Here is a 24,348-nt window from a genome sequence, read left to right on the forward strand (position 1 = left end):
CTCCTGATGACTTTTGTAGTGACTACGAAATGGTATGTGTAATTCTTTATTGCTGCGCCACCACCGCGGACGGCGTTTGCGGATTGCGATAGGTTTCGATCAAGCGCTCGAAGCCGATGCCTGCCCGGCCCAGGCTGCCCGGAATGCGCAGGAAGCGCGCATCGTGGTGCAGTGCCAGGATCAGGCCGTACATCTCGTACACCAGTTGCTGCGGGTCGGTATCTGCCTTCAGGTCGCCGGACTCGATGCACTGCTTCACGCAGCGCAACAGCGCGCCCTGCCAGGCGCCAACCATGGCCATCAGCTCTTCGCGGATCGGACCCGGACGGTCGTCATACTCGACCGCGCCGCTGATGTAGATGCAGCCCGAGGCCACTTCCACACTGACCCGCTTGACCCAGCGCGCGAACATCGACTTGAGCCGCTGGATGCCGCGCGGCTCTTTGACGCTAGGGAAAAACACTTCCTGCTCGAAACGATGGTGGTACAGCTTGAGTACTTCCAACTGCAAATCTTCGCGCGATCCGAAGTGCGCAAACACGCCGGATTTGCTCATGTTCATCTTATCCGCGAGCAATCCGATGGTCAGGCCTTCCAGACCATCCCGGCTGGCCAGGTCCAGCGCCACGTCGAGGATTGCGGCACGGGTGAGTTCACCTTTGCGCATAAATTTAGTTGAGGTATTAATAAGATTGCGTCCCAAAGTAAAATTTAATCATGGAGAAAAGAGCATTCTGCTCCAGTTAAATTTACTCCGTGTGAAAAGAATTGCGAACGCTCGTACTATTATCCACTGAGGGGTAAAAGTCAAACAGTACCGTTAGAGGTGGCGTTCTATTGCTGCGTCGCAGCAATACGGGGCGGCAACTTGCTTACAGCTTGCCCAACAGACGGCGGTCGCGCTTGGTCGGCCGCCCTTTGAAATCCGCGCTCGGTTCGCGGAACATCTTGCGTTGTTCGGCCACGGTGGCGCGGCGCTCGACGCTGGCGTCGGTCTCTTCGTAGAGGTTGCGGGCGATGGGCGCGGCGGCCCGCACGTCGGACAAATTCATCACGTCGACCTCCCAGCGGTCGGAGCCGTTGTCGATGTCCAGCGTGTCGCCGATGCGCACCGCGCGCGCCGGCTTGACCTTGTCGCCGCCCAGCTTGACCTTGCCGTTATCGACCGCCTCGGTGGCCAGCGAACGGGTCTTGAAGAAGCGCGCGGCCCACAGCCATTTATCCAGTCTGACACTTTCGCTCAAGCGTATTTCCCCACTGCGAAAACCCGCATCGCCATCTTGTACGCGAAGAACGCGATTTCGTAGCCGATGCGGCGGAAGCGGCCGACGTGCGCGAAGTCGGCGTAGTCGACCACCACGCCGTCGGCGATGGCGGCCTCGATATGCTGGCGCAAGCTTTGCGCGAAGGCCGCATCCTTGATCACCACATTCGCTTCCTGGTTCAAAAACAGGCTCAAGCCGTCCACATTGCTGGAGCCCACGGTCGCCCAGTCGTCGTCGATCACCGCCACCTTGGCGTGCAACTGGGTCTTGTGATATTCCACCACTTTGACGCCGGCCGCAAGCAGCTTCGGGTAGAAGGAATGCGCAACCGCGTCCTGCAGCCAGATTTCGCCGACGCCGATCAGCAGCGTCACCTCGACGCCGCGCTCGGCGGCGGCGGCCAGCGCGTGGCGGAATCTGGCGCCCGGCGCGAAATACGGATTGGCCAGCAGCACGCTCTTGCGGGCGCGGCCCAGCGCATGCATATAGGCGCGCTGTATGGTCCTGCGGTTGCGCAGGTTGTCGCGCACCACGAAGCCGGCCTGCACCATGTTCTCGCGGGCGATCTTGTTCACCTTGCGCATGTCGCGGAACAGGCCGATGCGCTTGATGATGCCCAGCTTGCCCAGCCGGCGCCACTGGGTCAGCGCCTCCAGCTGGATGGACGCCACCAGCGGGCCGCGCACCTGCACCGCGAAATCCCAGCGCGGCGCCGCCAGCTGACGGCTGTGGTCGTAGTCGCAGAACATGTCGTCGTTGATGTTGATGCCGCCGACAAAGGCCAGCTCGCGGTCGGTCACGCAGATCTTGCGGTGGGTGCGCGTGACGCCGCGCCTGAACCAGGGATTGAACACGCGGTGCTCGACGCCGGCGGCCACCAGGTCCGCATGCATGGCGTTGATTTGCCGGCGCCCGGTGCCCCACCAGTCGGTGATCATGCGCACCTGCACGCCGCGCCGGGCCGCGCCCTTGAGCGCCGCCAGCACCCGCCGGCCGGTGTCGTCGGCGGCGAAGATATAGGTCTCGAAATACACCTCGTACCGCGCCGCGTCGATGGCGGCGATCAGCGCCGGAAAGAAGTCGGTGCCGGTGTGCAGCAGGGTGACTTCGTTATCGGCGAGAAAATTTACTGTACGCATAGCTGGATTCTAACCCCGAGTGGCATGGGAAGGCGCTCCCGTGGAAACAAGTCTATAATAAATTGCAACCCTCTTGTGAGAGGCAACGCTCGGAGCGCTATGCATGGGAGCACGATGGCTGACCCGTAGTCCATGGATGCTGCTGGCGGCCGCTTGCGGGGTGGCGGCGGCCGAGCCTCCGGCCGCCTGCCCCAAGGTGGTGGTGTCCGCCGATCCCGACTATCCGCCGCTGCACTGGTACGACGGCAAGCAGTTGCGCGGCCCCAGCGTCGAACTGGCCGCGCGCATCCTGGCCGATCTGCAGATCCCCTACGAAGTGCGCTACGTCGGCCCGTGGAAACGCGTGCTGGCGTATGCCGCCGCCGGCCAGGTCGATCTGGTGGCGACCTTGAAGATCCAGCCCGAGCGCGAACGCTATCTGGATTTTGTGCGCACGCCGGCGTTTCCCAATCCGGTGGCGGTGTTTGTGCAGCGCCAGCGCGCCTTCATCTTCAACAACTGGCAAGACCTGGCCAGCCACAAGGGCGGCATCGCACTGGGCAATACCTTCGGCCAGCAGTTCTCGCAGTTCGCCGCCAGCCATTTGCGGCTGGAGGAATCCGGCACCGCCGACACCAATTTCCGCAAGCTGGGCCTGGGCCGCATCGACTATTTCGTCAGCGGCCTGTTCACCGGCGAGGCGTGGCTGGCACGCCGCGGCCTCGGCGCGCAGTTCATGGCGATGCGCCCCTTCCTGACGGAAGACAAGAACTACTACGCCTTCGCCAAAAGCAGCCCCTGCGTCAAATATCTCGATGCGTTTGAAACCCGGCTCAAGGAGCTGGTGGCCAGCCAGACCAATATCGCCATGCTCAACGCCAGCCTGCAACACCTCGACGTCAAGCTCGACAGCGCAACGCTGAGCCGCAAGTAGCTCAGGCCAGCGCCAGGCTGGCGACGATGGGCGCGTGGTCGGACAGCTTGGCCCACAGGTTGCCGTGCATGACCTCCGCCGCCTCGACCTTGAAGCCGCGCACATAGATGCGGTCCAGCCGGAAGAACGGCAAGGCGGCCGGGAAGGTGCGGGCCGGATTGGCGCCGGACTTGCGGCGCAGCGTGCGCACGATCTCGTCCAGCGCCGAGTTGGAACCGATCTGGTCGAAGGCCTCGACCACGCCGAGCGCGTTGCGCAGTTCGCCGCTGAGGGTGTTGCGCCAGTCGTTGAAGTCGCCGGCGATGATGACCGGCTCGCCGTTGGGCGCGGACGCCCGCACCGCCGAGATCAGCGCCTGGGTCTGGCGGCGGCGCCCCGCCTCGAACAGGCCCAGGTGCACCACATAGCAGTGCACGGTGCCGCGCGGCGTCTCCAGCACGCAGTGCAGGATGCCGCGCTGTTCGTAGGCGTGGTCGGAGACGTCGTGGTTGGCCTGGTTGGCGATCGGGAAGGCGCTCAGCAGCGCGTTGCCGTGGTGGCCGTGGTCGTAGATCGCATTCATGCCGTAGGCGGCATGGGCGTGGCGCGATTCGCCGGCAAAATATTCATGCTGCGCCGCAGCGGGCCAATGCTTGTGGCCCAGGTGCTCGGCGCCGTACTTGGCCGCCTTCAAATCGTGCTTGCCCTGCACCTCTTGCAGAAAAACCACATCGGCGTCGAACAGGCCGATCGCCTGCTTCAGCGCCAGCACCCGCGGCTCGCTGCGGATGGCGGACACGCCCTTGTGGATGTTGTAGGTGGCGACGCGGATTCTCATGGGTCTATTCTAACCCTGAGTCCGGGATTGCGGCGTGCGCCGCCACACATAGGGATGGTCAGGCCCAGATCAAGGCGTGCTCGGCAGTACCGCTGCCGACCAGCACCACTTCCTGCGGGCCGGCGCCGGTCGGGGCGCTGCCCGACATCGAGGCCACCGTCTGGAGCACCGTGGCTTCGTAGCCGATGATGCTGGTGCTCTGGTTGACGTTGTCGAGCAAGGTGCGCGCGGTGGCCGCGGCCGCATTGCCGGCGTAGCTGTCCTGCTCGATCTTGGTGTCCAGCAGCGCCGTGAAGTTGGCGGCGATCACCAGGCGGTTGTTGACCAGCGCGCCGTCCAGCAAGCCCTGCGGCGTGGTATTGCCTTCCGCGCCGGCCATGATGTTGAGCGCCGCCACGCCGTGCGACAGGCCGTTGTCGAGCGCGGTGGACCAGTAGGCCCAGCCGTCCAGGTCCGGCGTGCGGCCCAGCAGGTGGGCATAGATCGCGGCGACGAAATCGCGGTTGGTGCCGTGGTACAGCGCGGCCGATTCGATGCTGTTGCCGAAGCTGTCGACCAGCGTCTTGATGGTGGGGTTGGTGTAGTAGGCGTTGACGAAGGCCAGCGTGCTGGTCGGCGCCTGGGCCGCCTTGAGCTGGCTGGCCATGGCGCCCAGGCCGGCGGCGTCGGCCGGACGGCCAAAGTAGGCCACGTAGAATTTCTGCGCCAGCGCCACATACTGGGCCTGGACCGGATCGTTGTCGACGCTGGCCAGGTTCAGCGACATGGTGCCGTCGGCGAAGGCCAGGCGCTCGATGTTGCTCAGGCTGTCGCTCTGGCTGGCGTCGGTGCGCGACGCCACCGTGTAGCCGCTGCCGCCGGCCGTCACCGTGTAGCTGCTGAAGTTGCCGGTGTAGACGGCGGTGTCGATGCCGGTGCCGCCGTCGATGATGTTGTGGCCGCCGTTGCCCTGCAGGCGGTTGGCGCTGCTGTTGCCGATCAGCGTATCGTCGCCGCTGCCGCCGGTGGCGTTTTCAATCACCGCGCCGTAGGCGATCGCCAGGTTGTTGGTGCCGTCGTAGATGCCTATCGTCGGCGGCGGCGTCTGCCAGTTGATGCCGGCGCCGCTGTCGGATGGAATGTGGATCGACGAGTAATGGCCCTGCTGCAGATCGATCAGCGAACCGTTGCTGAAGTTGGAGATCGAAATGGTGTCGTTGCCGCCCGCGTCCCAGATGGTGCTCAGGAACGGCGTGGCCGGATCGAAGGTGTAGACGTCGTTGCCGGTATGGTAGCTGGTGTTGGCGCCGTACAGGTATTGCATCGCCGCGATATCGTCGAGCATCGGCCCGTTCGGCACCACGGAGTAGGACTTCCACGAGGCCGAGCCGGCGGTCTCGGTGACGTCGACGAACTTGCTGTTGGGCGCGTCGTCGTAGGCCATCAGCGAGTACTGGCGGTTGGAGCGCGGCAGGTCGATCGGCAAGTCTTCGAACGGATGCTTCAAGCCCAGCGCGTGGCCCAGCTCGTGGACCAGGGACATGTAGTTGTACGAACCCACCGACCAGTCGCTGTTGCTCAGCGCGCCGTCCGCGTCGGTGCTGATCCAGACGTCGCCGCCGGACGGATAGGTGCTGTTCGGGTAGTTGGCCCAGCCCCAGGCGCCGCCGCCGCCGCTGGCGTCCTGCGTGGCCGAGGTCCAGGCAAAGCGGATGTCGCCGACCGAGACGAGGCTGTCGGCCATCTGCAGCGGCTTGATGTTGGCGACGTTGGCCCAGGCCTGCAGGGCGGTCTGCGCCGCGGTCTGCTGGGTCGCATCGAAGCCGTAGTGCTGGCTGGCGTGCGGCTCGTCCAGGTCGGAGTAGCTGCCGCCCTTGGGGCCGCTGAACACCGCCGAACTGTTGTTGGCGAACGGGAAGCTGTAGGTGATGGTGACGCCGCTGCCGACCGCACCGCCCCACTTGACGCCGCCCAGCAGGGCGTCTATGGTCAGGGTGCCGGAATTTTTCACCGAAGTGGTAGGGCTGGACGTGGTGGGGGTGCTCATAGCGGTTCTCCTGGGAAGCCACCAAGCGCGGCCTGTCTTCCAATTCTATGCAAAAAAATCGGAGTACACAGGAAACTCGCGGCCTGGAAATATCATGACGTACGGCAATATTCCCGCAATTGTAATATAGCCTCGGCGTTAGAAGAAGAGAAACAAAGGTCGGCCGCCTCCAGCCAGGGCAGCCAGACATGGTTCAGGTGTTCGCGCGGCGCCAGCTGGATGGCGATGTCGCGCGGGACTTCGACGCTGAAGACGTGCTCGGTGTTTTCCGTCACGCCCGGCGCGTAGCGGTGGCGCCAGACCGGATAGATGGTGTAGACGTTGGACAGCTGCCAGTCGCGCAGCACGATGGCCTGGCCGTCGGCGACGATGCCGGTTTCCTCGAACAGTTCGCGGCGCGCGGTCTCCATCAGCGGCTCGTCGGGCGCATCCAGCGAGCCGGTCACGGATTGCCAGTAACCGGGCCGGTCGGCGCGCTCGATCAGCAGCACTTGCAGGTCGGCCGTGTGGATCACCACCAGCACCGACTCAGGAATCTTGTAGGGCTTCATGTCGGATAAAAGAAAAGGCGCCGAAGCGCCCTTTCCATTGCTTTATCAGCCAGCCACTTTCGGCTCGGCCGCGCGCAGGCGGATGTGCAGTTCTTTCAACTGCTTCTCGTCCACTTCCGACGGCGCCTGGGTCAGCAGGCACTGGGCGCGCTGGGTTTTCGGGAAGGCGATCACGTCGCGGATCGAATCGGACTTGGTCATCAAGGTCACGATACGGTCCAGGCCGAAGGCCAGGCCGCCGTGCGGAGGCGCACCGTATTGCAGCGCGTCCAGCAGGAAGCCGAACTTCAGGCGGGCTTCGTCGGCATCGATCTTCAGCGCGCGGAATACTTTCGACTGCACTTCCTCGCGGTGGATACGGATCGAACCGCCGCCCAGTTCCCAACCGTTCAGCACCATGTCGTAGGCCTTGGCGATGCAGGCGCCCGGATTGGTTTCCAGCATGTCTTCATGGCCGTCTTTCGGCGCGGTGAATGGATGGTGGGTCGCGGTCCAGCGGTCGGCTTCTTCGTCGTATTCGAACATCGGGAAGTCCACCACCCACAGCGGCGACCAGACGTCGTCGAACAGGCCGGCTTTCTTGCCGAATTCCGAATGGCCGATCTTGACGCGCAGCGCGCCGATGGCATCGTTGACCACCTTGGCTTTGTCCGCGCCGAAGAAGATCAGGTCGCCGTCTTCGGCGCCGGTCAGTTCCAGCACCTTGGCCAGCGCGGCGTCGTGCAGGTTCTTGACGATAGGCGATTGCAGACCGTCGCGGCCCTTGGCCTTCTCGTTGACCTTGATGTAAGCCAGGCCGCGCGCGCCGTAGATGGCGACGAACTGGGTGTAGGCGTCGATTTCCGAACGTGGCATGTCGCCGCCCTTCGGTACGCGCAGGCCGACCACACGGCCGTTAGGCATGTTGGCGGCGCCCGAAAACACTTTGAAGTCGACGTCCTTCATCACTTCGGTCAGGTCGGTGAACGACAGCTTGACGCGCATGTCCGGCTTGTCCGAACCGTATTTGCCCATGGCTTCGGCGAAGTCCATTACCGGGAACGGGTTAGGCAGTTCGACGCTCATGGTGTTGCGGAACACCTTGCGGATCATGTCTTCGAACAGATCGCGGATTTCCTGTTCGGTCAGGAACGAGGTTTCGCAGTCGATCTGGGTGAATTCAGGCTGGCGGTCGGCGCGCAAGTCTTCGTCGCGGAAGCACTTGGTGATCTGGTAGTAGCGGTCGAAGTTGGCGACCATCAGCAGCTGCTTGAACAGCTGCGGCGATTGCGGCAGCGCGAAGAAGTTGCCGGCGTTGACGCGCGACGGCACCAGGTAGTCGCGCGCGCCTTCCGGGGTCGACTTGGTCAGCATCGGGGTTTCGATATCGATGAAGCCCAGGTCGTCGAGGTACTTGCGCACTTCCATCGTGACCTTGTAGCGCAGGCGCAGGTTGTTCTGCATCTGCGGACGACGCAGGTCCAGCACGCGGTGGGTCAGGCGGGTGGTTTCCGACAGGTTGTCGTCGTCCAGCTGGAATGGAACGGCCACGGAGGCGTTCAGCACTTCCAGTTCGGAGCAGATCACTTCGATCTTGCCCGACTTCAGGTTGGCGTTGACGGTGCCGGCCAGGCGGTCCTTGACCACGCCGGTCACGCGCAGGCAGAACTCGTTACGCACGGCTTCGGCCGCCTTGAATACTTCCGCCTGCTCCGGATTGCAAACGATCTGCACCAAGCCTTCGCGGTCGCGCAGGTCGATGAAGATCACGCCACCGTGGTCGCGGCGACGATGTACCCAGCCGCACAGGCTGACAGTTTGGCCAAGCAGCGCTTCAGTGGTGAGGCCGCAGTAGTGAGTACGCATTGAGGACATGTTTATTTCTCGGTTCAGGTTAAGTTACTCAGTTAATCTATTTTTTAATCTAATTTATTTGCCGGCGGTCTCGATGGCCTTGGGCGCGTCTTCCGGCGCCACCACCCCCATCGAGACGATGTACTTCAGCGCCGCATCGACGGACATGTCGAGCTCGACCACGTCCTTGCGCGCCATCATCAGGAAAAAGCCCGACGTCGGATTCGGCGTGGTCGGGATGTAGACGCTGACGTAGTCGCCCACCAGGTGGTTCTTGACGTCGCCGCCGGGGGTGCCGGTCAGGAAGGCGATGGTGTACGAGTTCTGGTGCGGGTAAGGGATCAGCACCGCCTTGCGGAAGGCATTGCCCGACGACGAGAACAGCGTATCCGACACCTGCTTGACGCTGGAATACAGCGAGCTGACGACCGGAATGCGGGTCAGCAGCTTTTCCCACAGCTTGACCACGTAGTTGCCGACCAGGTTGTTGGTCAGCAGGCCGGTCAGGAACACGATCAGGATCGTCAGCACCGTGCCCAGGCCGGGAATATCGAAGCCGATCAGGGTACGCGGCTGCCAGCGTTCCGGCACGAACAGCAGGGACTGGTCCATGGTGCTGATGACCAGGTTCAGCACCCAGGCAGTAATCGCCAGGGGAACCAGGATCAGCAAGCCGGTAATGAAATATTTACGCATCGATTACTCTTCGAGTGGGTGGTGCTGCGGGGTGCTTCAGGCCGAATTCAGTCCGACTTCGTACCGCTGCCGGCGGCAGGGGCAGCTGCCGGGGCCGGCGTTTCCGCCGGAGCGGACGCGGCCGGTCCGGTCGCCGTGCCGGTCGCCGGCGGCGTGCCGCCACGGAAATCGGTCACATACCAGCCCGAACCCTTCAACTGGAAACCAGCGGCGGTCAGTTGTTTCTTAAACGTCTCTTTGCCGCACGACAGGCAAACAGTCAGCTGCGGGTCGGAAATCTTCTGCAAGACGTCCTTGGCAAAACCACATGCCTCGCAGCGGTAGGCGTAGATCGGCATCTATTACTCCGCAAAAATCATCAAAACCCTGAATTATAAAGCTTTTTGCCGGGCGCTTGCCTGTTTCCTGTGGCCAAGAGCAGACGGTGGGCCGCGATTAATCGATTTCATCCGCAAAATCTATTCGTCAATCGTCGCCGGACATGCTTAAATATGGGCTGAAACACGCCGATTTCCCAATCCCTGAATCGCCGTTTTAAAGCTGCCCCGGACCACGCAACATCGCCACCGAACCATGATTGGGAAACATAATGAAAAAACACCTTTATGCCGGCATCCTGGCCATCACCCTGGCCACCCCCGCCTTCGCTGCACCCACCGCCTTCCACCCGTCCGCACCGGACGAGCCGCTGCACCGCCGCGCCGTGCTGTCCTGCATGCTGCTGCTGGTCGGCCTGCATGCCTATAGCCGCCGCTTCGAAAAGCAAAGGCAGCATGGCCTGCAGATGATCGCTGCGGACTAAGCCGGCCTGCTAGCGGCGGCGCCACACCATCCAGCGCTCCTTGCCCTCGAATACGGGAATGGAGTCGCTGACGGCGTCGTCGGCGATGCACTCGAAATCTCCCTCCAGCAAAGCCTGCAACTCGCTGCGGCCTATGCCGAACGGCGGCCCCTTGGGCGCCTCGTCGAAGAAAAAATAACCGGCCAACAACGCCCCCGGCGCCAGCAGCGCCGCCCAGCGCGCCGCCACCTGTGGCCGCATCGCGCGCGGCAAGGCGCACAGGAAGGCGCGCTCGTAAATCAGCTGCAAGGGCTGCGCCGGCTGCCAGCTGAAGAAATCCGCCTCCACCACGCGCGCCGCGTGCGCGCCGGCCGCCGCCTTGCCCGCCACCACCGCGGCCGGCGAAAAGTCGATGGCCACCGCATCCCAGCCCGCGTCGGCCAGGAAGGCCAGCTCGTAGGCCGAGCCGCAGCCCGGTATCAGCGTGGCCAGCGGCGCGCTGGCGGCGGCGAATTCGCGCAGCGCCTGCGGCACGCCGCCCTTGTCCCAGGGCGTGAAGTTGCGTTCGAAGCGCTCGTCCCAGAACGCCGGCGACATCGGATCGCGTTGTGCGAAATCGACCATGGTCAGGCCAGGTGCTGCCAGCGCAAGTACAGCTGGTACAGCGCCAGGCCCAGGCCGAAGGCGCCGGCGAAGTACACCACAAAGCCCAGCAGGCGGTTGGTGCGCTGCTGTTCGCTGATCAGCACTTTGATCAGCTCGGCGTTATCGGCCGGGCGCTCGCCCTGCTGTTCCAGCGCGCGGTGCAGCAGGCGCGGCAGTTGCGGCAGGATGTGGGTGTAGCGCGGCGCTTCCGCCTTCAGGCGCTGCCACATGCCCTGCCAGCCGACCTGCTCGGCCATCCAGTTTTCCAGGTAGGGCTTGGCGGTCTTCCACAAGTCCAGGTCGGGATCGAGCTGGCGGCCCAGGCCTTCGATATTGAGCAGCGTCTTTTGCAGCAGCACCAGCTGCGGCTGCACTTCGACGTTGAAGCGGCGCGAGGTCTGGAACAGGCGCAGCAGGATCTGGCCGAAGGAGATGTCCTTCAGCGGCCGGTCGAAGATCGGCTCGCAGCAGGCGCGCACGGCGGACTCCAGCTCGTCGACGCGGGTTTCCTTGGGCGCCCAGCCGGACTCGATGTGCGCCTCGGCCACGCGCTTGTAGTCGCGGCGGAAGAAGGCCAGGAAGTTCTGCGACAGGTAATCCTTGTCGAAATCGTTGAGCGTGCCGACGATGCCGAAGTCCAGCGCGATGTAGCGGCCGAAGGTGGCGGGATCGATCGACACCAGGATGTTCCCCGGATGCATATCGGCGTGGAAGAAGCCGTCGCGGAACACCTGCGTGAAGAAGATCTCGACGCCGTCGCTGGACAGTTTTTTCAGGTCGACGCCGGCCGCTTCCAGGCGGTCGATCTGCGACACCGGTATGCCGTGCATGCGCTCCATCACGATCACGCTGTTGGAGCAGTAATCCCAATACATCTCCGGTACCAGCAGCAGCTGGGAATCGGCGAAGTTGCGGCGCAGCTGGCTGGCGTTGGCGGCCTCGCGCATCAGGTCCAGCTCGTCGTGCAGATACTTGTCGAACTCGGCGACCACTTCCTTCGGCTTCAAACGCTTGCTGTCGGCCCAGACGCGGCCTATCCATTCGGCGGCGATGTGCATCAGCGCCACGTCCTCGTCGATGGATTTCTTCATGCCCGGACGCAGCACCTTGACCGCCACCTGCTTGCCATCCTTGAGCGTGGCGAAGTGCACCTGCGCGATCGAGGCCGACGCCACCGGCGTGCGCTCGAAGCTGGCGAACAGCTGGTCGGGATGGGCGCCCAGCGATTTGCGGATCTGCGCGATGGCCAGGTCGGAATCGAACGGCGGCACGCGGTCCTGCAGGCGCGACAGTTCCTCGACCAGGTCGGCCGGAATCAGGTCGCGCCGGGTCGACAGCACCTGGCCGAACTTGACGAAGATCGGGCCCAGATCTTCCAGCGCCATGCGCAGGCGCACGCCGCGCGGCGCCGACAGGTCGCGCCAGAAGAATACCGTATCGATCAGCTTGGTGATGCGCGGCTTTTTCAAGCCGGAGATGGCGATTTCATCGAGGCCGTACTGCACCGATACCCGCAGGATTTTCAGCAGGCGTAAAAATTTCAACATCATTGGGGATCCAGTTTCTGTGCCAGTTTTTGTTCCAGTCGGGTCAGGCGCTTGGCCGCGCGTTCGACGTCGTCGCGCAGGCGCACCACGTCGGCCGAGAAGGCTTCCACCACTTGCGGGCGGATCAGCACCGGTTTTTCATCGAGCAGGAATTCGGCGACGTTTTCGGCCAGCTTTTGATGGCCCGTCTTGATCGTCTCAAACGCGGCGCGGGCGCCGGACACCATGCGCACGGCGGCGATCGGACCGACTACTTTTTCCAGGTCGTGCTCGGCTTCCCAGCGCAGCGACTTGCTGAGGTTGGAGATGGCGTTGGCGAACTCGGCGTCGCCCTCGATCTGCACGTAGGAGAATGCGCGCTCGCGGTTCTGCGCGATCAGCGGCAGGTCGGACAGCTTGACGCGGATGGTCACGCGGGCCGGCTCTTCGGCAGGCGCGGCTTCCAGCATGCCGTCGGCCGTCACGCGCAGGCGCAGCACGACCGCGCCGGTGTCGATGGCGGCGATCTTGCCGGCGTGGCGCTGCAGTTCCGCGCGCGCCCAGGGCTCCTGCGCCAGCAGGTGGTTGATGGCGGCGCTGGCCGGCGCCGCAGCGGAGAAATTCGGTGGTGTCATTCGATAACCGTGAAAACAAAAACCGCAAAACAAAACCGCCCGGAAATACGGGCGGTCTTGATCTTACCAGCTTGCCACGCTGTTACGCGAGCTGTTGAATGCCGGCCAGCAGCCAGCCCGAGGCGCCGGAGACAGGCTTGGACAGGTTCCAGACCTCGTTGAACGGCTCGGCCAGCGCATCCGGCGCAGGCTTGATGGTGCCGGTAAACTTGACGCTGGCGAGGTAATCGCTGTCGCTGGTTTCGATGCCCAGCAGCTCGGCTTCGATGGTGACGACGTCGGTGTAATCCTTTTGCGCGCCGCGCTCGGTGATCTGCATCTTCAGCTCGGCAAACACTTCAGGGGTGGTGAATTCGCGGATATCGGCCGAATCGCCCTTGTCCCAGGCCGCTTGCAGGCGGATGAAGTTGCTCTTGGCCACGCGCAGGAAGGACGGCGCGTCGAAGTCGGCCGGCACGCCCCACGGTGTGTGGGCGACCGGAGCGGCTGGCGCGTACGACTGCGGCTCAGGCTGCAGGCGCGAACCGATTTCCGGCGTGCCGCTGGCTGGTGGCATCGAGTAGACGTTGTTGCCGCTGTTGTTGCCACCGAAGGCGGCAGGCGCAGCGGCTGGCTGCGAGCGGCCACGGATCAGTCGGATGACGAAGAACACCGCGCCGGCCAGCAGCGCCAGCATGATCAGCGAACCGAACATGCCGCCCATTGCGCCGCCCAGACCGAAGTGCGAGAACAGCGCGCCGATACCCAGGCCCAGCAGTGCGCCGCCCAGAATGCCTTTCCAAGGGCTGGCCGGTTTCGGCGGAATCGCGGCCGGCGGAGCGGCAGGTGTTGGCGCGGCCTGGCGCGGCGCGGCAGGCGCTGGCGCGGCGGCCGGCGGCATGCGGTTGACGCTTTGCGATTGACGTCCGATCGAACGGCCGCCGCCCATCGGACGGGCCAGGGCCTCGCCCAGCATCGACAGCGCGGAGACGGCCAGTACGGCGCCGATCAGGATTTTCTTGATGTTCATGGTGTTCCTATCACTACAGTTGACTACAGTTTGATACCGGTGTGTAAAGCGGCCACACCTGCCGTCAGGTTGTAATACGTTACGCGTTCCAGGCCCGCCTCTTCCATCATGGTCTTCAGCGTTTCCTGGTCCGGGTGCATGCGGATCGATTCGGCTAGATAGCGGTAGCTTTCGGCATCGCCGGCGATCTTCTGGCCCATCCACGGCAAGATCTTGAACGAATACAGATCGTAAGGTTTTTGCAGCGGCTCGGCCACTTTCGAGAATTCCAGCACCAGCAGCTTGCCGCCGGGCTTCAGCACGCGGCGCATTTCCGCCAGCGCCTGGTCCTTGTGGGTCATATTGCGCAGGCCGAAAGCCACGCTGACGCGGTCGAAATAATTGTCAGGGAAAGGCAGCTTTTCAGCGTCGCACAACAATGTGGGGGTCAACAGGCCACGATTCAAGAGGCGGTCGCGGCCGACGCGCAGCATCGACTCGTTGATATCGGTGAGCCAGACCTCGCCGGTCGGGCCGGCCTGCTTGGCGAACACCTTGGCCAGGTCGCCGGTGCCGCCGGCGATGTCCAGGCACTTGAAACCGGGGCGCACGGCGGCGTTGGCAATGGTAAAAGTCTTCCACAGACGGTGCAGACCGGCCGACATGACGTCGTTCATGATGTCGTACTTGGCGGCGACAGAATGGAAAACCTTGGCGACTTCGCGGACTTTATCGTCTTCCGCGACAGTTTTGTAACCGAAGTGAGTGGTATTGGTCATGATAGGCAGGCCTGTTAGTTTGCCTGCATTATACAAGCTGACAGCATTGAGGGCGGGCCGCGACTATGGCAAAATCGGCAACTCTGCCTAACCACGAGTCTTATGATGAAAAAAGTGTTTGCTGCGTTACTGCTGTGCGCCTCGGGCAGCGCCCTCGCCTACTCCTCATGCGGCTGGCATAGCGATCTCGAAGGCGTGCCCTGCCTGAGCCAGGAATACCAGCGGGCGCAGCGCGAGCTGAATGACCGCTACAGCTCCCTGACCCTCAGGCTGGACAACCGCGGCAGGGAGCAGCTCGAACGCAGCCAGCAGGAGTGGAAGAAAACCCGCGTCGAACGCTGCACCCGGCGCGAGGGCAACAGCATCTTCGTCGATCTGGACTGCGGCATCAGCCGAACCGACACACGCACCCGCTTCCTGAAGGAGCGCCTGGATGAGTGCTACCGGTCGGGCTGCATCAACGAAAGGCTGAAAGAGCGGCCTTAACGCTCACGGAGGCTCACTGCGCCGGCAGATGGCGCCAGGCCAGGCCGAGCGCCGTGCGCGGACGAAAACCCTTCCACAGCCCCGGATCGGGCTTGATGGTGCCGTCCGCGCCCAGCGGCGGCAGGTCCAGATAGGACTGGAACGGCTGCTGCTTGAGGTGAATGCCGAGGAAAGCCGTGACGAAATGCTGGTTGATGTTGTTGATGCGGCGGCTGTCCCACACCGGCTCGGCATAGGACTGGAAGTCGTCGAAGCTGACCAGCATGGCCGGCGACGGCGGATTCGGCGCGGAATTGTGGCGGCCGCCGATGTAGGTCAGCAGATAGCGGTCGGCGTGGATGGCGCCCTGGAACAGGCGCAGCACGCCGTCCTGGTAGCCGGCCACATCATCCTGGTCGCCGCTGACGAACAGCGTCGGCGTGCGAACGCCGGCCAAGCCGGCCGGCTCCCACACCTGATGCGCGCCGCCCCACGGTGCAAACGCCACCACGGCCTTGATGCGCGGATCGCGCCGCGCCTCGTACTGCGCGTTGCCCTGCTGGTTGACCGCCAGCTTGCCGCCTGGGACATACGCGGCCGCGACCGGACTGACGCCGGCGCCGACGGTGTTGAGCGCGCCGTAGCCGCCCATCGAATAGCCGACCAGTGCGGTGCTGTCTGCGTCGACCAGGCCGGACAGGAAATGGCCGCTGCCCGGCTTGGCCCAGGCGGCGACGGTTTGCAGCACGAACAGATCGTCCTGCGCGCGGTTGAGCAGCGTGCTGGCGAAGCCGGCCTTGTCGGCGCGGGTCGATTCGGGATGGTCGATGGCCACCACGATATAGCCTTTGGAGGCGAGGTTTTCGGTCAGGTAGCTCATCTGCAGGCGCGAGCCGGGATAGCCGTGCGAGACGATCACCAGCGGATAGCCGCCGGCCGGTGCGGTGGCAGCCGGGGCCAGCGGCGCGGCATCGCGGGCGGCGCGGCCGTTGAACTCGAACGGAGTGTTCGGCCGGGCTGGATCGTTGGGGCCGGAGCCGAGCACATCGGTATAAACGGTATGTTCTTTTTGGCCGGGCTGGAGCTTGGCCGGGTACCAGACTTCCAGCGTCAGCTTGCGGCTGTAGCGCGGGTTGGGCGTGGCGTCGCTGTAGCGCAGGATGTCGAGCTGATCGGCGTGCTCGGCCACCAGCGTGCGCACGCCAACCGGTGATGGACCGCGAGCCGCCAGCTCCGGCGCGTCAGGCCGCGCATCGCCGTAATACTCCTGAGCGCGCAGCGGCGCGACGATCAAGGCCAACGCCAGCAACAGTCCTTTGCAAACATCCTTCATGCCATCTCCCATCCCGCACAGTAAAACCGCCAACTATCCCACGGCGCTGTGACAGCTTGATGAAATGAAGGCGGGTTCGTTTGATCTATACGAAACCGCGAGCATCCGGACAGGCTAATCTGGCCGGAGCCACCAGAGGTCCGCCATGCCGCCAACCGTCTATCTCGACACTTCAGTCATTTTGTACCTGACCGATCATTGCCAACGCCGGACAACTCCGGCTACTGAGGGTACTGATCCACGCGCAAAGACTGCATCTCCCCGAGTTGGTAACACCCTTTGAACTGATGGAGAATCGCTATGAAAATATATGACGTGGAAATTCCTTCAGACCTGGAAATTCCTGAACTCGACGAAAATTCGCGGGCAGAGATCGATGCACTGCATGAAGAAATCGCACGCGATAGGGCCGAACGCAAACGGCTGGCAGAGATGTCACCGTACAAGGATTTGGGGAAAGCCTGGCAACGGCCTTCGGTACAACAATGCGCTGAGCCAGAGCCATCCATCGATGTTGAAGCACTACGCCAGCTACCTCTGCATATACGGGCGATTTTTGCCTACGTGCTGCGCGAGCACGTCACGCGCTGACGCGCTTAATGCTTGTGGCCGCAGCCCGTGTGGTTCTTCGAGCCCGGCCCGGTCAGCGTGACGCCGGTCTCTCGGCCGCTGTCGCCTTCGAAGCCGGATGCGTGCAGGCGGTCCATGTAGTTGGCCCACAGCGCGTCTTTTTCACTGCCCAGCTTGTACAGGTAATCCCAGGTGTACAAGCCCGTGTTGTGGCCGTCGGTGAAGGTCGGCTGCACCGCGTAGTTGCCCACCGGGTCCACCGCCGCGATGCCCACTTCGCGCTTGCCCACCTGTAGCACCTCCTGCCCTTCCCCATGTCCCTTCACCTCGGCCGACGGCGAATACACGCGCAGCAGCTCGAATGGGATCGAGAACGAAGCGCCGTCGTCAAATTCGATGTCCAGCACTTTGGACTTGTTGTGGACGGTCAGGCCAGTAGGTTGCTTACTCATTGCTTATGCTTTCAAACGTTCGATAATCGCCGCGTGCAGGGCCGGCAGCAAGGCGCGGCGCGCAGCCAGCACTTCCGGCGCCGACGCCCGCTGCGCCACCGCCCAGGTCGGATTCGGGAAATGTGCATCGTCCACATAACGCGGAATCACATGCCAGTGCACATGTGGCGTCATATTACCAAAGCTGGCCAGGTTGATCTTTTCCGGCGCCATCACCGCGCGCTGAGCGGACTCGACCGCCCATACCACCTCCATCACGCGGCTGCGTTCGGCCGGCGACAGATCGGTCATTTCCTTGACGTGGGCATTCCACACCACCCGCGTAAAGCCCGGGTACTCGGCCTCATCCACGGCAACCACCGACAAGCGGTCATCGCCCCAGATCAAAGCCGCACCCGGCGCTTCCAGCAGCTTGCACAGATCGCAGGCCATTACACCAGCACCCGTTCGATGCCGCCGTCGTTGGCGCGCTTGACGTAGTCGGCCATCCAGTTCTCGCCCAGCAGATGCTTGGCGATCTCGACCACGATGTAGTCGGCCGTCGTGCCCGCATCCTCACCGTAGCGCGAGACGCCGCCCAGGCAGGCCGGGCAGCTGGTCAGGATCTTCACTTCGCCTTCGAAGCCGTCGGCGCGCAGCTTGTCCGCGCCCTTGATGACTTCCTCTTCCTTGCGGAAGCGCACCTGCGTCGAAATGTCCGGACGCGCAATCATCAGCGTGCCCGAATCGCCGCAGCAACGGTCGTTCTTCTCGATCTTGACGTTGTCGTGCGTCTGGATCAGCGTGTTGACGGTCTTGGTCGCTTCCTGCATCTTCATCGGCGTGTGGCAAGGCTCGTGGTACATATAGCGCGTGCCGGTCACGCCTTCCAGCCGGACCTGCTTTTCCATCAAGTACTCATGGATGTCCATGATGCGGCAGCCCGGGAAGATCTTGTCGAACTCGTAGGTCGCCAGCTGGTCGTAGCAGGTGCCGCACGAGACCAGCACGGTCTTGATGTCCAGATAGTTGAGCGTGTTCGCCATGCGGTGGAACAGCACGCGGTTATCGGTCATCATCTTCTCGGCCTTGTCGTACTCGCCCGAGCCGCGCTGCGGATAGCCGCAGCACAAATAGCCCGGCGGCAGCACGGTCTGCACACCCACTTCCCACAGCATCGCTTGCGTGGCCAGGCCCACCTGCGAGAACAGGCGCTCCGAACCGCAGCCAGGGAAGTAGAACACCGCTTCCGTATCGGCATTGGTGGCCTTGGGATTGCGGATGATAGGGATGACCTTGTCGTCCTCGATATCCAGCAAGGCGCGCGCGGTTTTCTTCGGCAGGCCGCCCGGCATTTTCTTGTTGATGAAGTGGATCACCTGCTCACGCACCTTCGGCTTGCCCACGGTCGGCGGCGGCGCCTTGGTCTGCTTCTTGGCGAATTTCTTCAGCAAGTCATTGCCCAGGCGCTGAGCCTTGTAGCCGATGCCCACCATCGCCGCGCGGGTGGCGTTGATGGTGGCCGGATCGGTGGCGTTGAGGAAGAACATCGCCGCCGACTTGCCGGGATTGAAGCTCTTCTTGTCCATCTTGCGCAGCAGGTTGCGCATGTTCATCGACACGTCGCCGAAGTCGATGTTGACCGGACAGGGCGTGACACATTTATGGCAGACCGTGCAGTGGTCGGCCACGTCCTCGAATTCTTCCCAGTGCTTGATCGAGATGCCGCGACGGGTCTGCTCTTCGTACAGGAAGGCTTCGATCAGCGACGAGGTCGCCAGGATCTTGTCGCGTGGCGAGTACAGCAGGTTGGCGCGCGGCACATGGGTCGAGCACACCGGCTTGCACTTGCCGCAACGCAGGCAGTCCTTGACGCTGTTGGCGATCTCGCCGATATCGCTTTGCTGCATGATCAGCGATTCGTGGCCCATCAGGCCGAACGATGGCGTGTAGGCGTTGGACAAATCGGCTTCCATGCCGGCCAGGTTCAGCAGCTTGCCCTTGTTGAAGCGGCCTTCCGGATCGACGCGCAGCTTGTAGTCGCGGAACGGGCCGATTTCCTCTTCGGTCAGGAACTCCAGCTTGGTGATGCCGATGCCGTGCTCGCCCGAGATCACGCCGTTGAGCGAACGGGCCAGCTTCATGATGCGCGCCACGGCCTGGTGCGCCAGTTGCAGCATCTCGTAGTGATCCGAGTTGACCGGCAGGTTGGTGTGTACATTGCCGTCGCCGGCGTGCATGTGCAGCGCCACGAACACGCGGCCGCGCAGCACGCGCTTGTGGATGGCGGTCGCTTCGTCGAGGATCAGCTTGTAGGCCGCGCCGTTGAAGATCTGGCGCAGCTGGGCGCGGATTTCCTGCTTCCAGGTGACGCGGATGGTGCGGTCCTGCACCACGTCGAACAAGGTCGCGTCCGGCTGAGTCTTCAAGCGTTCTTCAAACACCGGCAGCAGACGCTCCAGGCCCAGCTCGGCCAGTTGCGCGGTGACGACGGTCAGCGGCTTGTCCAGCTCGGCCAGCAGGAAGGTCCAGCGCGCGTGCACTTGCGTCAGCAGCGCTTGCGCTTGCTGCTCGCGGTCGCCCAGCATCTCTTCGTCGCCGACGGCGTCGTCGGCATCGTCACTCTTGCCGATCGGCAGATTGCCGGCGGCGAAGAACTGTTGCAGCTCCTCAGCCAGTTGCAGCTTGTTCTTGATCGACAGTTCGATGTTGATGCGCTCGATGCCGTCGGTGTACTCGCCCATGCGGTTCAGCGGGATCACCACGTCTTCGTTGATCTTGAAGGCGTTGGTGTGCTTGGCGATGGCGGCGGTGCGGGCGCGGTCCAGCCAGAATTTCTTGCGCGCTTCCGGGCTGACGGCAACAAAGCCTTCACCCACGCGGGTATTGGCGATACGCACCACTTCCGAGGCGGCCATGGCGACGGCGTTTTCATCGTCGCCGACGATGTCGCCGAACAGCGCCATCTTCGGCAGCACGCCGCGTTTCGACTTGGTGGCGTAGCCGACCGCGCGCAGGTAGCGCTCGTCCAGGTGCTCCAGGCCGGCCAGGCGCAGCGTGCTGAACTGCTCGCCCTTGGCCGGCAGGCCGTCCAGGTAATTCTTGATTTCGACGATAGACGGAATCGCGTCGCGCGCCTGGCCAAAGAATTCCAGGCAGACGGTGCGGGCGAACTTCGGCATCTTGTGCAGAATCCAGCGGGCCGAGGTGATCAGGCCGTCGCAGCCTTCCTTCTGGATGCCCGGCAGGCCGGCCAGGAATTTGTCGGTGACGTCCTTGCCCAGGCCTTCCTTGCGGAACTTGCGGCCTTCGATTTCCAGCAGCTCGGTCTTGAACGGTTCGCCTTTCGACTCGCCGCGCGCGGTCGGATGGGTCCACTCCAGCTTGAAGCGGGCCAGCGGCGTATCGTGAATCTTCGACAGGTTGTGGTCGAGGCGCGTGACTTCCAGCCAGTCGCCGTTCGGATCGACCATGCGCCACGAAGCCAGGTTGTCCAGCGCCGTGCCCCACAGCACGGCCTTCTTGCCGCCCGCGTTCATCGCGATATTGCCGCCGATGCAGGACGCGTGGGCCGAGGTCGGATCGACCGCGAACACGAAGCCGGCCTTCTCGGCCGCTTCGGATACCTTGTTGGTGATGACGCCGGCGCCGGTGTAGATGGTCGCGTAGTCGCGGTCCAGGCCGGGCAGCACCTTCATTTCCACCGCGCCCATGTTGAGCAGCTTCTCGGTGTTGATGACGGCCGACATCGGCGTCAGCGGAATCGCGCCGCCGGTGTAGCCGGTGCCGCCGCCGCGCGGGATGATGGTCAGCCCCAGTTCGATACAGCCCTTGACCAGGCCGGCCATTTCTTCCTCGGTGTCCGGGGTCAGCACCACGAACGGATACTCGACGCGCCAGTCGGTGGCGTCGGTCACGTGCGAGATGCGCTTCATGCCGTCGAAGCAGATGTTGTGCTTGTCGGTGTAGCGGCCCAGCACCTTGTTGGTGCGCTTGCGCAGGTCGTAGACTTGCTTGAATTCTTCGCCGAAGTCGGCCACCGCCTTGCCGGCCGCGCGCAGCAGCTGGGCGACGTTGGTGCTGCGCAGGCGCGCGGCTTCGTCGCCGGTGTCATCGACGGTCAGGCGGCGCTTGTCCACTTCGGCCAGGCGGTGATGCAGCGCATCGATCAGTTCCTGGCGCCGTTTCGGGTTGTCCAGCATGTCGTCCTGCAGGTACGGATTGCGGCGGACTGCCCAGATATCGCCCAGCACTTCGTACAGCATGCGGGCCGAACGGCCGGTCTGGCGGGCGCCGCGCAGCGCGTCGAGCAAGCTCCACGATTCCTCGCCCAGCAGCCGGATGACGATCTCGCGATCGGAAAACGACGTGTAGTTATAAGGAATTTCGCGCAGGCGGACAGCCTCCGGACCGTGGGGCGTTTCCGCCAGCAGAGCTTGAATTTGAGCAGGGGCATTCATGTGAAATGGACTTGTAGACTGAACCCGGGAGGGCCATTCTAGCGTATTGCGGCGCACCACGCCGGAACAGCCTTAGACGGCCGAGGGGCTATCCGGGGTGCAACAACCCGCCAAAAATTTGCAAAATACCGCTTTTCTTGGCAATAACGGATAAATACCCGCTATAAAACTGAACGAAATTTATGTGCGACTGCAAATGGCAATATGATAAATTGCGCCAAATTAGCTCAGCAATTGCCCGAGCCGGTGCCACACGCCGTCCGGCACGTACAACAGCAGCGAGGTCATGGTCAGGTAGCGCAGCAGTTTTCCGACCGCCATGTAGGCGATGCTGGGCCAGAAAGGCAGCTTGAGCCAGCCGCCCAGGGTGCACAGCGGATCGCCGATGCCTGGCAGCCAGGCCAGCAGCATGGTCTTGGCGCCGTAGCGCTCCAGCCAGTGGAACCAGCGGCTTTTGCGTTCCCTGGCGAAGGATTGCTTGGCCTGGTAGCCCATCCAGTAATCGACCGCGCCGCCCAGCGTATTGCCGACGGTGGCGACGCCGATGACGCTCCAGAACAGGGCGGGATTGGCCTTGATGACGGCGAACACCGCCGGCTCGGAGCCCAGCGGCAGCAGCGTGGCGGAGATGAAGCTGATGATGAAGACCGAGGTCAGGCCCACTTCCGGCGCAGCCAAAACGTGCAGCAGCCAGGCGATTGCAGAGTCGATCATCGGTTTCTTTGAGCGGGAGGAAAGGTGTCCATTATAATGAGTCGCACACCGCATGATTGAACAGTCCGGCCGCGCACCCATCCGCGCGCGGCCCGCGCCCCTGCTTCACCCGGTCACACGCCGGATAGTTAGCACTGAATGAGCAACGCCCCTTTGGGGTCCCGGAATCACTATGTTTGCAAACCATGACTATCGACTATCTGAAGAAAATCCTGACCGCGCGCGTCTACGACGTCGCCACTGAAACCCCGCTGGAACTGGCGCCGACCCTGTCGCAGCGCTACGAGAACCGCATTTATTTCAAGCGCGAGGACATGCAGAGCGTGTTCAGCTTTAAGATTCGTGGCGCGTACAACAAGATGGCCCACCTGAGCGAATCCCAGCGCAAGCGCGGCGTGATCTGCGCGTCGGCCGGCAACCACGCGCAAGGCGTGGCCCTGTCCGCCGCCCGCATGGGCTGCCGCGCCGTCATCGTGATGCCGACCACCACGCCGCAAGTGAAGGTCGAGGCGGTCAAGGCGCGCGGCGGCGCCGACGTCGAGGTGGTGCTGCACGGCGAATCCTATACCGATGCCTACAACCACGCGCTGTCGCTGGAAAAGGAACAGAAGCTGACCTTCGTCCACCCCTTCGACGATCCCGACGTCATCGCCGGCCAGGGCACGATCGGCATGGAAATCCTGCGCCAGCACTCCGGCCCCATCCACGCCATCTTCGTGCCGATCGGCGGCGGCGGCCTGATCTCCGGCATCGCCGCGTATGTGAAACAGATCCGCCCGGACATCAAGATCATCGGCGTGCAAAGCCTGGACTCCGACGCGATGGCGCGCAGCGTCAAGGCCGGCGAGCGCGTCACGCTGTCGGACGTGGGCCTGTTCGCCGACGGCACGGCGGTGCGCCTGGCCGGCGAGGAAACCTTCCGTCTGGTGCAGCAGTACGTGGACGACATCATCCTGGTCGATACCGACGCCATCAGCGCGGCCATCAAGGATGTGTTCAGCGACACCCGGTCCATCCTGGAGCCTTCCGGCGCGCTGGCCATTGCCGGCGCCAAGGCCTACGTCGAGCGCGCCGCGCTGACCAAGGATCCGATCAAGAACGAAACGCTGATCACCGTCGCCAGCGGCGCCAATATGAACTTCGACCGCCTGCGCTTCGTCGCCGAGCGCGCCGAGCTGGGCGAGGCGCGCGAGGCGGTGTTCGCCGTCACGCTGCCGGAGCAGCGCGGCAGCTTCAAGCGCTTCTGCGCGCTGGTCGGCCCGCGCAATGTCACCGAGTTCAACTACCGCATCAGCGACAAGGACGAGGCCCATGTGTTCTGCGGCGTGCAGATCGCCGACCGCAGCGAGTCGAGCGTGCTGGCCCGCACCTTCGAGCAGCACGATTTCAAGACGCTGGACCTGACCCACGACGAACTGGCCAAGGCCCACATCCGCCATCTGGTGGGCGGCAAGAGCGCGCTGGCCAAGGACGAGTTGCTGTATCGTTTCGAGTTCCCCGAACGGCCGGGCGCGCTGATGCGCTTCCTCAATTCGATGGCGCCAAACTGGAATATCTCGCTGTGCCACTACCGCAGCCAGGGCGGCGACGTCGGCCGCATCCTGATCGGCCTGCAGGTGCCGTCGGGCGAGATGGACCAGTTCGCGCAATTCCTGACCACGCTGGGCTACCGCTACTGGGACGAAAGCGCCAACCCGGTGTACAAGCTGTTCCTGGGCTAACCGCAGCACGACGGCATGGTTTGCGCTACCATGCCGTCCTTCACTGAAACATCGATACCG

The 24,348-nt window shown here is 63.4% G+C and carries 24 protein-coding genes; 5 read left to right on the forward strand and 19 right to left on the reverse strand.

The annotated features are described in order from the left end of the window. Positions 1 to 46 precede the first annotated feature (46 nt). From GEV01_RS28440 to clsB, 3 genes are all read right to left on the reverse strand, one after another. Positions 47 to 667 carry a TetR/AcrR family transcriptional regulator gene (locus tag GEV01_RS28440; RefSeq protein WP_152809465.1) on the reverse strand — a complete coding sequence of 207 codons (621 nt, stop codon included), beginning with the start codon at positions 665 to 667 and terminating at the stop codon, positions 47 to 49. A 205-nt stretch (positions 668 to 872) separates the two neighbouring features. Then, the gene (locus tag GEV01_RS28445; protein ID WP_008444559.1) at positions 873 to 1,244 is read right to left on the reverse strand and encodes an RNA-binding S4 domain-containing protein; all 372 of its coding nucleotides are present in this window, start codon (positions 1,242 to 1,244) and stop codon (positions 873 to 875) included. After that, positions 1,241 to 2,404, reverse strand: coding sequence for a cardiolipin synthase ClsB (gene clsB, locus GEV01_RS28450; RefSeq protein WP_152809467.1), 1,164 nt, complete (start codon positions 2,402 to 2,404; stop codon positions 1,241 to 1,243). Before clsB ends, GEV01_RS28445 begins: the two co-directional genes overlap by 4 nt. Before the next feature lie 103 nt (positions 2,405 to 2,507). On the opposite strand from clsB, the gene GEV01_RS28455 reads away from it, so the two are divergent. Beyond that, complete coding sequence (locus tag GEV01_RS28455; protein ID WP_152809469.1) at positions 2,508 to 3,317, forward strand: substrate-binding periplasmic protein; 810 nt, start codon at positions 2,508 to 2,510, stop codon at positions 3,315 to 3,317. 1 nt (position 3,318) lies between these two features. Here GEV01_RS28455 and GEV01_RS28460 read toward each other — a convergent pair whose 3' ends face one another. The 6 genes from GEV01_RS28460 to GEV01_RS28485 all read right to left on the reverse strand — a co-directional run bounded on the left by GEV01_RS28460 (position 3,319) and on the right by GEV01_RS28485 (position 9,578). Then, positions 3,319 to 4,134 (reverse strand): endonuclease/exonuclease/phosphatase family protein, encoded by an 816-nt coding sequence (locus tag GEV01_RS28460; RefSeq protein ID WP_152809472.1) that lies wholly within the window; start codon positions 4,132 to 4,134, stop codon positions 3,319 to 3,321. Between the two features lie 58 nt (positions 4,135 to 4,192). After that, complete coding sequence (locus tag GEV01_RS28465; RefSeq protein WP_152809474.1) at positions 4,193 to 6,160, reverse strand: M10 family metallopeptidase C-terminal domain-containing protein; 1,968 nt, start codon at positions 6,158 to 6,160, stop codon at positions 4,193 to 4,195. Positions 6,161 to 6,252: 92 nt separating this feature from the next. Then, complete coding sequence (gene nudB / locus GEV01_RS28470) at positions 6,253 to 6,711, reverse strand: dihydroneopterin triphosphate diphosphatase (RefSeq protein WP_152809476.1); 459 nt, start codon at positions 6,709 to 6,711, stop codon at positions 6,253 to 6,255. 45 nt (positions 6,712 to 6,756) lie between these two features. After that, positions 6,757 to 8,556 carry an aspartate--tRNA ligase gene (gene aspS / locus GEV01_RS28475; protein WP_175023280.1) on the reverse strand — a complete coding sequence of 600 codons (1,800 nt, stop codon included), beginning with the start codon at positions 8,554 to 8,556 and terminating at the stop codon, positions 6,757 to 6,759. 63 nt (positions 8,557 to 8,619) lie between these two features. Continuing rightward, the gene (locus tag GEV01_RS28480; protein ID WP_152809479.1) at positions 8,620 to 9,240 is read right to left on the reverse strand and encodes a DUF502 domain-containing protein; all 621 of its coding nucleotides are present in this window, start codon (positions 9,238 to 9,240) and stop codon (positions 8,620 to 8,622) included. Between the two features lie 47 nt (positions 9,241 to 9,287). After that, positions 9,288 to 9,578, reverse strand: coding sequence for an FmdB family zinc ribbon protein (locus GEV01_RS28485; RefSeq protein WP_152809481.1), 291 nt, complete (start codon positions 9,576 to 9,578; stop codon positions 9,288 to 9,290). A 251-nt stretch (positions 9,579 to 9,829) separates the two neighbouring features. Here GEV01_RS28485 and GEV01_RS28490 point away from each other — a divergent pair, with 251 nt between their 5' ends. Beyond that, entirely contained in the window at positions 9,830 to 10,042 is a 213-nt protein-coding gene (locus GEV01_RS28490; RefSeq protein WP_152809483.1) for a hypothetical protein, read from the forward strand. Positions 10,043 to 10,051: 9 nt separating this feature from the next. Here the strand turns inward: GEV01_RS28490 and GEV01_RS28495 are convergent, their stop codons facing one another. The 5 genes from GEV01_RS28495 to ubiE all read right to left on the reverse strand — a co-directional run bounded on the left by GEV01_RS28495 (position 10,052) and on the right by ubiE (position 14,594). Further along, positions 10,052 to 10,645 carry a methyltransferase gene (locus GEV01_RS28495; RefSeq protein WP_152809485.1) on the reverse strand — a complete coding sequence of 198 codons (594 nt, stop codon included), beginning with the start codon at positions 10,643 to 10,645 and terminating at the stop codon, positions 10,052 to 10,054. A 2-nt stretch (positions 10,646 to 10,647) separates the two neighbouring features. Then, positions 10,648 to 12,216, reverse strand: coding sequence for a ubiquinone biosynthesis regulatory protein kinase UbiB (ubiB, locus tag GEV01_RS28500; protein ID WP_152809487.1), 1,569 nt, complete (start codon positions 12,214 to 12,216; stop codon positions 10,648 to 10,650). Next, positions 12,213 to 12,827: a ubiquinone biosynthesis accessory factor UbiJ gene (locus GEV01_RS28505; RefSeq protein ID WP_152809489.1), complete on the reverse strand. Its 615-nt coding sequence runs from the start codon at positions 12,825 to 12,827 to the stop codon at positions 12,213 to 12,215. The genes ubiB and GEV01_RS28505 overlap by 4 nt, the downstream gene beginning before the upstream one ends. An 82-nt stretch (positions 12,828 to 12,909) precedes the next feature. Next, on the reverse strand, positions 12,910 to 13,836 hold the full coding sequence (locus GEV01_RS28510; protein WP_152809491.1) for a Tim44 domain-containing protein: 927 nt from the start codon (positions 13,834 to 13,836) through the stop codon (positions 12,910 to 12,912). 23 nt (positions 13,837 to 13,859) lie between these two features. Further along, positions 13,860 to 14,594: a bifunctional demethylmenaquinone methyltransferase/2-methoxy-6-polyprenyl-1,4-benzoquinol methylase UbiE gene (gene ubiE, locus GEV01_RS28515; protein ID WP_008444534.1), complete on the reverse strand. Its 735-nt coding sequence runs from the start codon at positions 14,592 to 14,594 to the stop codon at positions 13,860 to 13,862. Between the two features lie 114 nt (positions 14,595 to 14,708). On the opposite strand from ubiE, the gene GEV01_RS28520 reads away from it, so the two are divergent. Then, positions 14,709 to 15,080 carry a lysozyme inhibitor LprI family protein gene (locus tag GEV01_RS28520; protein ID WP_175023269.1) on the forward strand — a complete coding sequence of 124 codons (372 nt, stop codon included), beginning with the start codon at positions 14,709 to 14,711 and terminating at the stop codon, positions 15,078 to 15,080. 13 nt (positions 15,081 to 15,093) lie between these two features. Here GEV01_RS28520 and GEV01_RS28525 read toward each other — a convergent pair whose 3' ends face one another. Beyond that, a complete protein-coding gene (locus GEV01_RS28525) occupies positions 15,094 to 16,392 on the reverse strand; it encodes an alpha/beta hydrolase family protein (RefSeq protein ID WP_152809495.1) in 1,299 nt (432 codons plus the stop codon). A 300-nt stretch (positions 16,393 to 16,692) separates the two neighbouring features. Here GEV01_RS28525 and GEV01_RS28530 point away from each other — a divergent pair, with 300 nt between their 5' ends. Next, a complete protein-coding gene (locus GEV01_RS28530) occupies positions 16,693 to 16,983 on the forward strand; it encodes a hypothetical protein (protein WP_152809497.1) in 291 nt (96 codons plus the stop codon). Between the two features lie 5 nt (positions 16,984 to 16,988). Here the strand turns inward: GEV01_RS28530 and GEV01_RS28535 are convergent, their stop codons facing one another. The 4 genes from GEV01_RS28535 to GEV01_RS28550 form a co-directional block, all read right to left on the reverse strand. Further along, positions 16,989 to 17,414 carry a gamma-butyrobetaine hydroxylase-like domain-containing protein gene (locus tag GEV01_RS28535; RefSeq protein WP_152809499.1) on the reverse strand — a complete coding sequence of 142 codons (426 nt, stop codon included), beginning with the start codon at positions 17,412 to 17,414 and terminating at the stop codon, positions 16,989 to 16,991. Between the two features lie 3 nt (positions 17,415 to 17,417). Continuing rightward, positions 17,418 to 17,846: an HIT family protein gene (locus GEV01_RS28540; protein ID WP_152809501.1), complete on the reverse strand. Its 429-nt coding sequence runs from the start codon at positions 17,844 to 17,846 to the stop codon at positions 17,418 to 17,420. Next, the gene (locus GEV01_RS28545; protein WP_152809503.1) at positions 17,846 to 21,853 is read right to left on the reverse strand and encodes a DUF3683 domain-containing protein; all 4,008 of its coding nucleotides are present in this window, start codon (positions 21,851 to 21,853) and stop codon (positions 17,846 to 17,848) included. Before GEV01_RS28545 ends, GEV01_RS28540 begins: the two co-directional genes overlap by 1 nt. Before the next feature lie 222 nt (positions 21,854 to 22,075). After that, positions 22,076 to 22,567 carry a YqaA family protein gene (locus GEV01_RS28550; RefSeq protein WP_152809505.1) on the reverse strand — a complete coding sequence of 164 codons (492 nt, stop codon included), beginning with the start codon at positions 22,565 to 22,567 and terminating at the stop codon, positions 22,076 to 22,078. A 185-nt stretch (positions 22,568 to 22,752) separates the two neighbouring features. Here GEV01_RS28550 and ilvA point away from each other — a divergent pair, with 185 nt between their 5' ends. Further along, positions 22,753 to 24,288, forward strand: a complete 1,536-nt coding sequence (gene ilvA, locus GEV01_RS28555; protein ID WP_152809654.1) for a threonine ammonia-lyase, biosynthetic — start codon at positions 22,753 to 22,755, stop codon at positions 24,286 to 24,288. Positions 24,289 to 24,348 lie beyond the last annotated feature (60 nt).

Origin of the sequence: Rugamonas rivuli (assembly GCF_009380165.1) — a bacterium.
GTDB lineage: Bacteria > Pseudomonadota > Gammaproteobacteria > Burkholderiales > Burkholderiaceae_D > Rugamonas > Rugamonas rivuli.

Bases quoted from the DNA above. Each gene is read 5' to 3' on its own strand.
- GEV01_RS28465 (WP_152809474.1), bottom strand. From the start codon at position 6,160: ATGAGCACCCCCACCACGTCCAGCCCTACCACTTCGGTGAAAAATTCC.
- GEV01_RS28495 (WP_152809485.1), bottom strand. From the start codon at position 10,645: ATGGTCGATTTCGCACAACGCGATCCGATGTCGCCGGCGTTCTGGGAC.
- GEV01_RS28480 (WP_152809479.1), bottom strand. From the start codon at position 9,240: ATGCGTAAATATTTCATTACCGGCTTGCTGATCCTGGTTCCCCTGGCG.
- ubiE (WP_008444534.1), bottom strand. From the start codon at position 14,594: ATGACCAATACCACTCACTTCGGTTACAAAACTGTCGCGGAAGACGAT.
- GEV01_RS28550 (WP_152809505.1), bottom strand. From the start codon at position 22,567: ATGATCGACTCTGCAATCGCCTGGCTGCTGCACGTTTTGGCTGCGCCG.
- nudB (WP_152809476.1), bottom strand. From the start codon at position 6,711: ATGAAGCCCTACAAGATTCCTGAGTCGGTGCTGGTGGTGATCCACACG.
- aspS (WP_175023280.1), bottom strand. From the start codon at position 8,556: ATGCGTACTCACTACTGCGGCCTCACCACTGAAGCGCTGCTTGGCCAA.
- GEV01_RS28440 (WP_152809465.1), bottom strand. From the start codon at position 667: ATGCGCAAAGGTGAACTCACCCGTGCCGCAATCCTCGACGTGGCGCTG.
- clsB (WP_152809467.1), bottom strand. From the start codon at position 2,404: ATGCGTACAGTAAATTTTCTCGCCGATAACGAAGTCACCCTGCTGCAC.
- GEV01_RS28540 (WP_152809501.1), bottom strand. From the start codon at position 17,846: ATGGCCTGCGATCTGTGCAAGCTGCTGGAAGCGCCGGGTGCGGCTTTG.
- GEV01_RS28490 (WP_152809483.1), top strand. From the start codon at position 9,830: ATGAAAAAACACCTTTATGCCGGCATCCTGGCCATCACCCTGGCCACC.
- GEV01_RS28545 (WP_152809503.1), bottom strand. From the start codon at position 21,853: ATGAATGCCCCTGCTCAAATTCAAGCTCTGCTGGCGGAAACGCCCCAC.
- GEV01_RS28485 (WP_152809481.1), bottom strand. From the start codon at position 9,578: ATGCCGATCTACGCCTACCGCTGCGAGGCATGTGGTTTTGCCAAGGAC.
- ilvA (WP_152809654.1), top strand. From the start codon at position 22,753: ATGACTATCGACTATCTGAAGAAAATCCTGACCGCGCGCGTCTACGAC.
- GEV01_RS28525 (WP_152809495.1), bottom strand. From the start codon at position 16,392: ATGAAGGATGTTTGCAAAGGACTGTTGCTGGCGTTGGCCTTGATCGTC.
- GEV01_RS28530 (WP_152809497.1), top strand. From the start codon at position 16,693: ATGAAAATATATGACGTGGAAATTCCTTCAGACCTGGAAATTCCTGAA.
- GEV01_RS28455 (WP_152809469.1), top strand. From the start codon at position 2,508: ATGGGAGCACGATGGCTGACCCGTAGTCCATGGATGCTGCTGGCGGCC.
- GEV01_RS28535 (WP_152809499.1), bottom strand. From the start codon at position 17,414: ATGAGTAAGCAACCTACTGGCCTGACCGTCCACAACAAGTCCAAAGTG.
- GEV01_RS28460 (WP_152809472.1), bottom strand. From the start codon at position 4,134: ATGAGAATCCGCGTCGCCACCTACAACATCCACAAGGGCGTGTCCGCC.
- GEV01_RS28505 (WP_152809489.1), bottom strand. From the start codon at position 12,827: ATGACACCACCGAATTTCTCCGCTGCGGCGCCGGCCAGCGCCGCCATC.
- ubiB (WP_152809487.1), bottom strand. From the start codon at position 12,216: ATGATGTTGAAATTTTTACGCCTGCTGAAAATCCTGCGGGTATCGGTG.
- GEV01_RS28510 (WP_152809491.1), bottom strand. From the start codon at position 13,836: ATGAACATCAAGAAAATCCTGATCGGCGCCGTACTGGCCGTCTCCGCG.